Origin of the sequence: Caldalkalibacillus mannanilyticus JCM 10596 (genome assembly GCF_000615945.1) — a bacterium.
GTDB lineage: Bacteria > Bacillota > Bacilli > Caldalkalibacillales > JCM-10596 > Bacillus_AT > Bacillus_AT mannanilyticus.
Map to the genome: position 1 here is coordinate 98609 of NZ_BAMO01000008.1, position 11476 is coordinate 110084.

The window sequence follows — 11476 nt, forward strand, 5'->3', positions numbered from 1 at the left end:
GAGAACTGATAGACAAATGAAATAGATCGACTATTAGGAGAAGAATAAATGAAAAACGCAAAATGGTTAGTATTTATATTGTTAGTTAGTATTATGACATTTGTGGGTTGCACAAACAAAGAGGATGTATCAACTAATCAAGAAACAGAGGGAAAAAGTAATCTAGTAGAAGATGTAGATGTTGAAGTGGAGGCTGAAGAGGAAGAAGATAACATACCCTACTTTACACATGAGGAAATTAAAGAAAAATGGAATAATGCCGCAGATAAACTAGGTGTTAAAGATAAGATTGGTGAATTTAAGATAGTGGAAGTGGATGATTCAAAAACATATACTTATCAATTTAACGATGGTTTGGAACTTCGTTTACATACTGATTCGGACCATAAGAAGATATATTTTGTAGTTTTGGCAAAAAGAGATAAAGTAAATCCTACTATAAAAGGTCGTTTTGACAGATTGGTAATATATACAGTATATCCAGAAGCATCAGATGAAGAAGTTGAATATATTTTAGATAATATAGAGAACGAAACAGTATATTTTGAAGATCATAATATTAGATTTTGGATTATGTTGGATAAAATTGTTGGTGGATATTATCTTCCTTAAGTAGACCTTTTCGCTACATAAAAAGAGATCTAAGATGTTAGATATTTGATAAAAGAAAATATAGTGTTATTAAAATAATCATAACAGGGAGTGAGATCATTGAAAAAAAATAATTTATTCATAGTGCTACTCATGGTCAGCATCCTTACAATTGTTGGATGCTCTAATAAAGAAAATGTAAATGTAGATAATGAAGTTGAATCAACCGAAGATGATAAAAGATCTTTCACATTAGAAGAACTCACAAACAATTGGGCTCAGGCATTAGAGAAGCTTGAATTGGATTATACGGAATATACGCTTGAAGGAAAAAATGGAACTGATTCGGATGGGAAAGAGGCTCAAGATATTTTCGTGTTTGATGAAGTTAGAGTTGTATTTACAGGAAGGGAGCTAGATGAGCTTTGGGGGATATCTTTAAAGCATGAACCGAATTTATCTCCTGATATTAGAGATCTCTTTTACAAAATAGCAATTTATGCTGTAATGCCTAATGCCTCTGAAAAAGATGTTCAACACATTTTTACCGAAATAGAAACAGAAGAAGTGAAAGAAGTTGCATTTACTAAAGAAAAGAAAATGTTCATTAAAAATGGAAATGGTAGCTTCTTAGCTAGCTATTATATTAATTAAGTCAGAGGTCACGGTGGTTCCCAAAAAAGCAATATATATTAACAGGACATAAATCCTCTACAAACCAAAGGAGTGTCTAAAATCAAAAAAACAACCCTACTCTTGTTATTATTTACACTATTTCTTTCACTGTTATCGATCAATATGGCAGGAACAGCAGAAGCAAACTCAGACCTAAAACTATCTATTGATGGAAGTCCAGCAAACTTTCCTGATGCTAAACCAATGATTAACCAAGACAAAAGAACCATTGTCCCAGTTCGTTTCATCTCAGAGGAGCTAGGCTACCAAGTTGACTGGAACTCAGATAATCAAATGGTCACAATTAAAAGTACCGACAAAACTATCTCCTTAAAAATAGGAGAAAGCAATGCAACGGTGAATGGATCAACAATGACCTTCGATACAAGAGCAACTGTTTCCAATGGAAGAACCTATGTGCCATTACGTTTTATAGCTGAAACGATGGGAGTGTTTGTAGGGTGGGACGGGAAGACAAGTACAGTGATTATTGATACGACGAGAAAACCAGAGCCGTCTACTGCTACTCAACAGCCATCAAACAGAGGGCATGGTCCAACAGTAAGGTTTGATGAAAATGGAGTTCCTATTCCTAGAGATGGGATTTGGCACCCAGACGAGAACCCAAGTTGGGAAGGAAAGATAGTGAACGATTAGTTCCAAATAAACATAGAATAAGTAGTAATAATTGGAATCAATTATTAAATATCAAAAACCAAAGGAGAGTGTAAAAAATGAAAAAAACTATAGTAACCTTACTAACCATTGCTTTATTCTTTTCAATTGCTTCCATCAGTATGGTAGGGATAGCAAAAGCAAACTCAGACCTAAAAGTAACGATTGATGGAAAACTAGTAAACTTCCCAGATGCTAAACCAATGATTAATAGAGATAAAAGAACCATTGTTCCAGTTCGCTTTATTTCTCAAGAATTAGGTTATCAGGTCGATTGGAACTCTACAACGCAGATCGTTACAATAAAAAGTAAAGATAAAACCATCTCCTTGAAAATAGGTGAAAGCAAAGCAACAGTAAATGGAACAACCATGACTTTTGATACAAGAGCCACTGTTTCCAGTGGAAGAACCTATGTGCCATTACGTTTTATAGCTGAAACAATGGGAGTGTATGTAGGATGGGATGAGAAGACTCGTACAGTGATTATTGATACGACAAGAAAACCAGAGCCATCAACAACCACTCAACAGCCATCGAACGGTGGTCATGGACCTACAGTAAGATTTGATGAGAATGGAGTTCCTATCCCGAGAGATGGAATTTGGTATCCGACAGAAACCCCTAGTACTGAAGGGAAGAAAGCCCCTAATTAATATATGGGTAATTCAGGATAGGTGACTTAATTTGAAGAAAAAAATTAACTATGTAATTAGTATTATAGTGTTAATTGCAATTGTTAATCCCATTTTTGCGAGCGAATGGCACATGCCTCGTAAAAATCAGGAACGAACAGGGGTTGTAAATGACCATGAATTAGAAACGCCACTTAGCCGAAAATGGTCGTATAATGCTGGATGGTCAATTTCATCACCATTAGTTGCAGGTAGTTTTATTTACCATTTAGCAGATGCACATGTATATAAAATTCCTGTGAGTGTAGAAGGAAACAATGGAATTCTTAGTCATAATAAAACTCAAAAAGTAAAAGTAAGTGGTGCAATACATACAGGGAGTGATCCCACATATGATTCTCGAAACAATCTTTTATTCATTGGGAGTGGGGACAAATCACTAGTAATGGTTAATTCCAATGATTTATCAATAAAGGATGTTGTAAATACTGAAGTAAGATTAGTTTCAGCACCTCATTTACTTAGCAATAACACAGTTGCTTATGCATCGGCAACAGAAAGGGATGGTTCGTCATCTAAAAATGCAATGATATATATTGTAAAATATGACCCTAATTTTATTGAAAAACCTAAATTTAAAGACTATCAATTTGACCAGTTAATGAACAATTCTAATGCAGAAATTACAGGTACTTTTGCAGATATGGGTGGGGACCGATTTCTAGTTCCTTATAATATTAAAGGTAAGGATGATAGAGGATATGTTGTAGCTTGGCAGGCGCATACCTCTGGGGTGGGACCTCCTTCTTTATCGCCTCTCTGGTATAGGGACACTAAGGTTGGTGTTTCAACAACTCCTGTCTATGATAAAAGTCGTGATAGGGTCTATTATGTAGACAAAAGAGGAAACGTTTATGCAGTAAATGCTAGTAATGGTGCACCTTTGATACCGGGGAAAGACGGAATAATCTATCCTAATAATCTAGGTTCCACCCTAAGCAACAACTCCCCTGCCTATATAAGAACATCTTAGTCGTCCCTTACCGATACACTGAAGTAAGTGGAGGTTTTCAAAAAAATGGTAAGGTGTTAGGCATAGATGTTACAACTGGGAAGAAGTTATGGGAGTATACCCTACCTGATGACACAGATAATGTAACAACCTCCCCAATTGTCGTAACGTTTGGCAATGATGCGGAACAAACCGAGGTTCATTTTGGGACGGCGAAAGGGAAGCTTGTTAAACTATCCAATATCGAAGGGGGACAAGCTGCTTTAAAAGCAGAGATTCAGAGTATTCCTGATTATCCTGTAAGAGAAGATATCACAAGCTATTATCAAGGGGTAGGATTATCTTCTGGAATTGTGGCAGCAGGTGGATTGTATTTATTTGGAATTAATACGAGGCAGGTTCCAAATGAAAAAGGTCTCGGAAGTCTGTTCGCCTACAACACCACCCGTGCAGACTTTTATGTTGAGAGCATAGAAGGAAGAAAAAGCGTGTCTAAAGGGGATCAGTTAAATACTAGAGTTAAAGTGGGGAACAGGGTTAAAAAAGACTTTCCTAAGGTTGAAGTGACCTTAGAACTTCATAATAATAATGGTCTTGTTCGGAAGTTGGGTTCAAAAGATGTCAATTTCTCAACAGCCTACGATCAAAAGAATCAGGCTACTTTCAGCTGGGAAGTTAACGAAGAACCTGGTAATTACAAGCTTGTTGCTGAGATCAATCCAGCAGGACCAAATAGAATAGTGGAATCTGACTATACGAACAATAAGGCAGAGGCTTCTCTTGAAGTAGGGAAAGAGCCTCAAAAAAGGATTTGTACACCTAATGAGAAGGACGCTATGTCTACGATTACAGAAACATGGTGCAACGGTGTTGATGAAGAAGGAATACCTATTTGTCGAGATCAAGATATTGAAATAACGTTGGACATCGATGAGCTCCTTGCGTATGCTACCAAAGTTAAAGAAGACCAATCCCTCGAAAAGCTCCCTGAAATAGGTGGGAATGTTGAAATGAAAGCGGGACAAGGCTTTGTTATTGAGGTAGATAGTGCGTTAAATTACTACCCACCACCAAACGATACACAAAAGTATCCGGGTTCGTTCCGCGTGTCTCTTGTAGTAGACAATGATCCAAACATTTACGAATTAGAACCTACTAATGGTGATAGAAGTCATATAAATACTTGGTATTTGAAAGAGGCATGGCTTCCCATGTTTGAAGGAGAAATGGTATATAACGTTCAGCCAAATGGTAACTATATTTCTGGTGGTAGAGCGTATTATACCAAGCTAGACCAAGCAGATGGCATGATTGCCTACAAAATAAAAATTGAAACAGTAGGACCAGGATTAAATCTATCTGAGTGCCTTGATAAAGAAATAAAAGTCAAAGGCTCCATCTTCGACGACATCTACGTCCGTCGAATCAACCCAGCAAAACCGTTCAACCACTTACAAAACAGCTCCCAAATAGGTCCTACATGGTCAGGTACAACCATTCTGGATAACTACGCCAAATGGTGGACAGGGGAAAGGGATTTGCCTGATAACAACTATATCTACAAAAGATTCAAAATCAAAAATGGCAATGAAGAAAACTTAGAATAATGAGAAACTTACAGAACAAGCAAAGAAGGGGATGCAGATGGCGAAACAAATATATGGATTGAATTACGATTATATCGAAAAGCATGGGACCTACCTCCTTCTGGATCGTGCAGAAGGGCTTAGCAGTGAGGACCTGGCAGCTATTCAGATCAAGATGATTCAATCCAACCCCATTCCTAGATTGCTAGATTTAGAGGTAGAAGAACGAGATTTTCAAGTGAAGCTACGCTACAAGGTGACAGGAAAACGGATGCTGGCTCATGTCTTTAAGGGACAGAAGATCAGCCTGAATCAGTATTTTCACTTACTCTTAACCATTGTCACTACGACTGAAGATAGCAAAATCTATATGTTAGAGGATCAGAATTACGTCATTCATGAGGATTTTATCTTCATGGGTCAGGATATGAACGACCTTTATTTCACCTATATTCCTTTGAAGCAGAGCTTGAAGTCTACTACAACCCGTGAAGAGATTAAGAATCTAGCTATGAATCTAATCGGAGCTATTGAATCGATTCAGGGTAGTGGCTTTCAGGAGCTTATGAATTACTTCAAGGAAGAGAATTTCTCGATGAGTGGATTGAAGAAGAAGCTTCACGTTCTTATCCAAGCAGGAGACAGTGGCAGTGCAGAGGGAACAGCCGTAGGCGTGGTCAGTGGACAAGCGGCAGTAAATCCTTCATTTACTCCTCAGCAACCGTCTGTAACGCCTCAGCTGGACAAGCAGATGGCACCTCCTTCCCAAGGGGGGGCGTCGTCAAAACCAGCAAAACCGGTCAAACAGGCTCCTGCTCAGAAGGCTGCGCCTGCACCTCAATCGAAGTCACAAGGCAAGCAGAAAGGCACGAAGAAGGCGGAGCAGCCGGTCGTGCTTCAGGAAGCGGTAGGCTTTCGGGAGGATGGCAATATTGAATCGTTGACTCAACGAGGCATTGTCTATACGGGTTGTTTCGCTGTCTTAGCGATTGGAGCGCTATGGAGCTTTTACTTAGATTATCCGAGTGAAGGATTTCTCTATCTTTCCTTAGGCTTTACTCTTCTTATTCTGGATCTTGCCTTTGTTCTCATGTTTGTCTGGCGTCCAGGGGTGAGAGCGGCGAAGCTAGCACCTGTTGCTTCTAGTCCGGCACCAGCACCAGCGCGAGCGAATGCAGAGAAGGGAGTCCCTCGAACACAGGTGGTTCAGAAGGATATTGAACCTAATGTTCCTGAGCAGTCCGCTTTGTATGAGCGACAGCCTGCGGTACAGGAACCAGCACAGCGTGAGGTGGCAAGAGCACAGGAGCAAGCAGCGGCAAGCTACTATGATCAGCTACAGAATCAGACAACGTTATTGTCTGGGCGGGATGAAACGGTCTTTCTAGCAGAGGAAGAGGGAGCGGCACAAGGAGCGGTCGTGCCTCCACATCTCGAAATAGAAAGAGAGGGCAAGTCAGAAAGAATTGATCTTCTCACGAGTTCTTTTATTGTTGGACGTAATCCTCAGACGGTTCATTATGTGGAGAATACCAATGGAGTGTCCCGAGCTCATTTTGAAATCACGAGTCAGAATCATTTGTTTTATGTCAAAGACTTAAGCTCTAAGAACGGGACGAACCTAAATGGTCAGAAGCTTGTGCCTTATAAGGAATATGAGGTGCGTAATGGAGATGTGATCGCCATTGGGAAAAGCGTAGAGTATGTCTTTAGACAAGGAGCCAGGGGCTAGTGAGTTCTTCCTTTTTTCAGTGGCGGTATGGGATTTCCACACATCAGGGACCGAAGCTGGTGAATGAAGATAGCTGTTTTCTTCGAGTGGGAACAGAGGAGGGAGCCGATCATTTTGCTCTTGCCTTAATGGCAGATGGAATGGGAGGCTTGGACGCTGGGAATGTGGCGAGTAAGCTGGCGATTGAACAGGTCAAGCGATGGTGGGATGAGCATATTGCCCAGTTGATGCTGGCAGAAGAGCCCTTACGGATGCTGAGAAAGGAATTTTGTACTTTGTTCCCTCTGATTAACCAACGCATTTGGGAGCATGGCAGACAGCAGGGCATTCGCTTAGGAACCACCTTTTCCATCCTGGTTCTTTATGCAGGCTCCTACCTTATTGTCCATGTGGGAGATAGTCGAGTGTATCATTTTATGGCGGAGGATCAGGAGCTGATTCAGGTGACGGAGGATCATTCCTGGGTCGCCTCACAGGTCCGTCAAGGTCGGCTGACCAGAGAGGAAGCTCGGATCCATCCTCGGCGCAATTTGATTACTCGTTGTTTGGGGGCAGAGCCTGATATGCAGGTGGAGTGCTTTGAAGGAGAATATGGGGCAGGGGATACCTTCCTTGTCTGTACAGATGGATTTTATACACCGTTTCGTGATCAGGAACTGCTTTCCTTGTTGCTTCAGGTTCAGACAGAACAGGAGGAGCTGCAATGGAGCAGTGATGAACTGGTTCGTTTGGCACTTCAAGCAGGAGCCGATGATAATATTTCGGTCATTCTCTTAAGAGCAGAAGAACAAGTGGAGGGAACGGAGCCTTTACAAGAAAAGCGAAGCCTTTTCTCTTTTTTCCGGGATAGATAATATTTTTCGACATTTTTAGGGTTGAATGAGTGGGAGGAGAAGACGTTGAATCAAGAAATGACAACACGATTACAAGCAGGAATGATCTTAGGTCAGCGCTATGAAATTGAATTGATTCTAGCAAGGGAGGCATGGGAACGGTCTATCTTGCCAAGGATTTACGCTTGAAGGGCAAGCGCTGGGCGATCAAGGAGATTATTATGCCTGTCGAGTTTCATCAGCAATTTATTGACGAGGCAAAAATCCTTGTCGAGCTGGATCATCCTAATTTACCGCAGATGGTAGATTACTATCCGCCAGACCAAGACGGTTTTAGTTATTTGGTGATGGACTATATTAAGGGTGACACACTGATTGAAAGGTTTGAACAGCAGAATCGGGATATTCCCTATACCCAGATTGTTGATTATGCGATTCAAATCTGTGACATCCTGCACTATTTACACACTCGTTCTCCTCAGCCTATTATCTACCGGGATTTGAAGCCTTCGAATGTGATGGTCGATGCAGAGGACAAGATTCGCCTGATTGATTTTGGTATTGCCCGCAATTATAAGCAGGGGAAAAAATTCGATACCATGCTCGTTGGAACGGTCGGATTTGCTGCTCCAGAGCAATTTGATGAAAAGGCGCAGTCGGATCATCGGACAGATATTTTCTCTCTAGGAGCGATGATGTATTTCCTTCTAACAGGCGGAAAGTATTTGTATTCGACCCAAAAGCCTTTAGATCAGGTACGATCCGATCTGCCACGAGAATTAGTGGAGATCATTAATCAGGCGGTGCAATTTGAGATGGCTGAGCGCTTTGCCAGCGCCTTGCAGTTTAAGCGGGAGCTTGAGCAGCTTTGCTCCTATTCCGCACCTCAAGCACCAGAGCCTGAAGAAATAGAGCTATCTGAAACCAAGACACTGAAGAATCTTTCACTTGCTTCCTTGAAGCTTCCTTTTTTCCGTAGAAAGGAAGAGAGCAATGAGGCTCAGAGCAGTACAAGCTATGCCCATATTCCGCACCGAGTCTTGTTCTACTCACCTAAGGGTGGGGCAGGGGCGACGAGCCTCGTTCTGCAATTGGCAACGGCATGGAAGGCGGCGTTAGTAGAGGTGCAGTATCCTTATGGAGAGCTTTCGGGAAGATTGCAGATTCCCACCACCTACACCCTTGCGGATGCAGTGGAAGGAAAGGAAGAAGAAGCGGTTTACCAAGGTCAGTACCTTTTTTCTCCTCTGGTCTATCCGATGCATAAGGAATGGAATGATACGGTGGTAGAGTCTTGGCTGATGAAGAGTCAGCGTGCCTTTGGCAATCGGATGATTTTTGCCGATTTACAGAGTCGTTCCTCCTTGAATGTTCTGGAGAAAGCGAGTCGCTGGGCAACCCGAGTGGTTTGGGTGGTTCAGGATCATGAATCTGACTTAGGCTTAGCCGAAACCCAGCTTCATTTCTTGCGCAAGATGCGGGTGGATATGAAGCAGTGGAAAATCGTGGTACAACGCACGGAGGGAAAATCGTTGAATTGGGCAGGAGTGCTGGGCATGCCTGTATACTATGGTGAGCTGAAAGCAGGAAAGTGGAGCAAGCCATTACTGAAGGAATTGGAAAAAGGGATTCTATGATTCTAGTTATCTTGTTGATGTATCATAGCTTGAATATCTATACGGATCTGAGGTTTCGGAGGACGAAAAACCTCTGGCATCTCTTGTTTTTAGTCGGAGCTATTCCATTTATTGTACGAACCTGTCTTGGACTTGAGGGCATGGAGATCCTCGCCTACTTGTTTTGGGGCGTATTGCTGTGGTTATTGCTTGGCTTGTTCTTAGAAACGTTTCGTTTTTTTTCCCCGGGAGATACCAAGATGCTCTTGGTTTCTGGGATATGGATCACCTCTACACAGCAGGGGGACTATGTCGTTGCTGGGTATGCCTTTGCCTTTTTTACAACGCTCTTCTTGTTTTGTCTTGGTTTGTATTATTTTTTGAAAAACAATGCGATCCATACCTTATGGCTCTCCCTGCGAAATCGCTTGCCGATCAAGGTGGGGAATATGCCTGGGGCGTTGCCTATTGCTCTGGGGACATGGGTGGCTGTCCTGGTTCTGGCATGGTTCCATTAATAGAAAGGGAGTGAAAGTGGATGCAGTCTCCAAAGATTTTAATCATTGTTCTTATCTTTTGTCTTTTTACTTTTTTAAGTTTGGATCTGATGCACGTTGCCATGACCACTCACCAATCACGTGATGGAGCCAGAGATATGGTTGAAAATGTGCTGTATGAATCGCTGGAGATAGGGACGCTTCGAACAAGACATGTGGTGCGCATTGATCCAGAGAAAGCCACCGAGGTGCTTCCTAAGTGGACTAAGAAAAATATCGGTAAAAACGCACAAGTAGAAGCCTTTTTCCATCCAGAACGGATGCCTATGATTGCACTTGAAGTGAAGGTGCCTATGGAAAGCGTGACCTTGAAGGCAACGGACAAATTTACGCAAGAAGATATACCTGAGGATGATAAAAAGCTGGAAGTGAAAACCCGAGTCATTGGTATTTGGGATGATAAATAATAGAGGAGTGAAACACATTGAAACGAATGGTATTAGCTTTGGTTCTGGGCTTTTGTTTGATTTGTATTTTGTATTTAGCCTATGACCTAAAGGTTCAAACGGAGGTTAGACCTACTGTGATTGCGGTAACTGTTCAGGATATACCGCCATATACACAGATTGAAGAAGGAATGCTGACAGAGATTGAATTACCGGCAAGAAGCATCCCGCCTACAGCGCTACATTCAAAAGAGGAGATTATTGGCAAGTGGACACAGGTCGATTTTGGCATTCCAAACAACAGCTTCTTCTATGAGAACAAAGTGGTCACGCAGGAGGAACTACTAGATGCCGAACGCATGAAGCTAGGCGAGAATAAAAGACTTTACACCATGACGGTTGATTTAGAGAAGAGTGCGGCAGGAAATATTATTCCAAACGTATTAGTAGATATCTGGTTTACAGGTCGAGGCTATGGCAATGAGGTAGTGAGCGGACGGGTGTACCAGAATGTACAGGTGATTGGGGCGAAGAATCGTCAAGCAGAAAACATTATAGTTAAGAATGTGTCGGGACAGGAAAACAAGGTGGAGCTATTCCCGACGATCATTCAGCTAGCGGTGAGCGATGATCAAATTGATTTACTAGCCAAAGCGGAGCAGCTAGGGCAAATTCGTCTGGTTCCTAAGAGTGGAGCAATTGTCCGCTGGGGTGAGGACGGCAATGAAGTTCCTGTGGCAACGGAAAAAGATCCCTATGATGTGAAGGAAGAAATTAAGAAGCTTGCCAAAGGAAACGGAATTTAGTGGAGATAAGTCGAGTTAAAGCAACGATAAGGGAGAGAATTTGATTGATATACATTTATACGGGATACGAACAACTAAATCAAATGATTAAAAGTGAGTTGCTGGCACAAAACAAAGAAGCCAATATCTTATCTAATGCCAATTCAATTTACGAGGTGACAGAGGGATTTCTTATCTTTTCATCCTTTCTCTTTACGGGTGAAAATGAGAAAAAGGAAATGGATCAATTCCTAGAGAAGCTTCAGCGTACTCATGTGGAATATATTTGCATCACACCTCAACAAGAGTGGATCAGAGAATGGGACGAAGAAAGGACTTCAAAGCATTTCAATCCATGATTGAAAATGAAGATGAATTCGTATGGAATGATTG

General features: G+C 41.6%; 14 protein-coding genes. All 14 read left to right on the forward strand.

All coding sequences use genetic code 11. From position 1 onward, the window contains the following. Nucleotides 1-48 precede the first annotated feature (48 nt). The gene (locus JCM10596_RS06870; RefSeq protein WP_025026478.1) at nucleotides 49-612 is read left to right on the forward strand and encodes a hypothetical protein; all 564 of its coding nucleotides are present in this window, start codon (nucleotides 49-51) and stop codon (nucleotides 610-612) included. A 99-nt stretch (nucleotides 613-711) separates the two neighbouring features. Beyond that, nucleotides 712-1245, forward strand: a complete 534-nt coding sequence (locus JCM10596_RS06875) for a hypothetical protein (protein ID WP_025026479.1) — start codon at nucleotides 712-714, stop codon at nucleotides 1243-1245. A gap of 72 nt (nucleotides 1246-1317) precedes the next feature. Next, on the forward strand, nucleotides 1318-1923 hold the full coding sequence (locus JCM10596_RS24325) for a copper amine oxidase N-terminal domain-containing protein (protein WP_025026480.1): 606 nt from the start codon (nucleotides 1318-1320) through the stop codon (nucleotides 1921-1923). Nucleotides 1924-2000: 77 nt separating this feature from the next. Then, nucleotides 2001-2597 (forward strand): copper amine oxidase N-terminal domain-containing protein, encoded by a 597-nt coding sequence (locus tag JCM10596_RS24330; RefSeq protein WP_025026481.1) that lies wholly within the window; start codon nucleotides 2001-2003, stop codon nucleotides 2595-2597. A gap of 31 nt (nucleotides 2598-2628) precedes the next feature. Further along, nucleotides 2629-3609, forward strand: a complete 981-nt coding sequence (locus JCM10596_RS06890; RefSeq protein WP_025026482.1) for a hypothetical protein — start codon at nucleotides 2629-2631, stop codon at nucleotides 3607-3609. A 53-nt stretch (nucleotides 3610-3662) separates the two neighbouring features. Continuing rightward, entirely contained in the window at nucleotides 3663-5195 is a 1533-nt protein-coding gene (locus JCM10596_RS06895) for a hypothetical protein (protein WP_025026483.1), read from the forward strand. A gap of 37 nt (nucleotides 5196-5232) precedes the next feature. After that, nucleotides 5233-6906 (forward strand): DUF6382 and FHA domain-containing protein, encoded by a 1674-nt coding sequence (locus tag JCM10596_RS06900; protein WP_025026484.1) that lies wholly within the window; start codon nucleotides 5233-5235, stop codon nucleotides 6904-6906. After that, complete coding sequence (locus JCM10596_RS24335; RefSeq protein WP_025026485.1) at nucleotides 6906-7760, forward strand: PP2C family protein-serine/threonine phosphatase; 855 nt, start codon at nucleotides 6906-6908, stop codon at nucleotides 7758-7760. Before JCM10596_RS06900 ends, JCM10596_RS24335 begins: the two co-directional genes overlap by 1 nt. 45 nt (nucleotides 7761-7805) lie before the next feature. Continuing rightward, nucleotides 7806-7928, forward strand: a complete 123-nt coding sequence (locus tag JCM10596_RS30775) for a hypothetical protein (protein ID WP_267879676.1) — start codon at nucleotides 7806-7808, stop codon at nucleotides 7926-7928. Beyond that, nucleotides 7892-9376, forward strand: a complete 1485-nt coding sequence (locus tag JCM10596_RS27590; protein WP_081791937.1) for a serine/threonine-protein kinase — start codon at nucleotides 7892-7894, stop codon at nucleotides 9374-9376. The genes JCM10596_RS30775 and JCM10596_RS27590 overlap by 37 nt, the downstream gene beginning before the upstream one ends. Further along, entirely contained in the window at nucleotides 9373-9873 is a 501-nt protein-coding gene (locus JCM10596_RS27595) for a hypothetical protein (protein WP_148302527.1), read from the forward strand. The genes JCM10596_RS27590 and JCM10596_RS27595 overlap by 4 nt, the downstream gene beginning before the upstream one ends. Nucleotides 9874-9893: 20 nt before the next feature. Then, entirely contained in the window at nucleotides 9894-10319 is a 426-nt protein-coding gene (locus JCM10596_RS06920; RefSeq protein WP_025026487.1) for a hypothetical protein, read from the forward strand. A 26-nt stretch (nucleotides 10320-10345) separates the two neighbouring features. Next, nucleotides 10346-11104 carry a Flp pilus assembly protein CpaB gene (gene cpaB, locus JCM10596_RS06925; RefSeq protein WP_234410430.1) on the forward strand — a complete coding sequence of 253 codons (759 nt, stop codon included), beginning with the start codon at nucleotides 10346-10348 and terminating at the stop codon, nucleotides 11102-11104. A 44-nt stretch (nucleotides 11105-11148) separates the two neighbouring features. Then, the gene (locus tag JCM10596_RS06930) at nucleotides 11149-11442 is read left to right on the forward strand and encodes a hypothetical protein (protein ID WP_025026489.1); all 294 of its coding nucleotides are present in this window, start codon (nucleotides 11149-11151) and stop codon (nucleotides 11440-11442) included. The last annotated feature ends 34 nt before the right edge of the window (nucleotides 11443-11476 follow it).

Excerpts from the sequence above, each read along its gene's own strand:
- JCM10596_RS27590 (WP_081791937.1), top strand. The coding sequence starts at position 7,892 with ATGGGAACGGTCTATCTTGCCAAGGATTTACGCTTGAAGGGCAAGCGC.
- JCM10596_RS27595 (WP_148302527.1), top strand. The coding sequence starts at position 9,373 with ATGATTCTAGTTATCTTGTTGATGTATCATAGCTTGAATATCTATACG.
- cpaB (WP_234410430.1), top strand. The coding sequence starts at position 10,346 with ATGGTATTAGCTTTGGTTCTGGGCTTTTGTTTGATTTGTATTTTGTAT.
- JCM10596_RS24330 (WP_025026481.1), top strand. The coding sequence starts at position 2,001 with ATGAAAAAAACTATAGTAACCTTACTAACCATTGCTTTATTCTTTTCA.
- JCM10596_RS06920 (WP_025026487.1), top strand. The coding sequence starts at position 9,894 with ATGCAGTCTCCAAAGATTTTAATCATTGTTCTTATCTTTTGTCTTTTT.
- JCM10596_RS06870 (WP_025026478.1), top strand. The coding sequence starts at position 49 with ATGAAAAACGCAAAATGGTTAGTATTTATATTGTTAGTTAGTATTATG.
- JCM10596_RS06900 (WP_025026484.1), top strand. The coding sequence starts at position 5,233 with ATGGCGAAACAAATATATGGATTGAATTACGATTATATCGAAAAGCAT.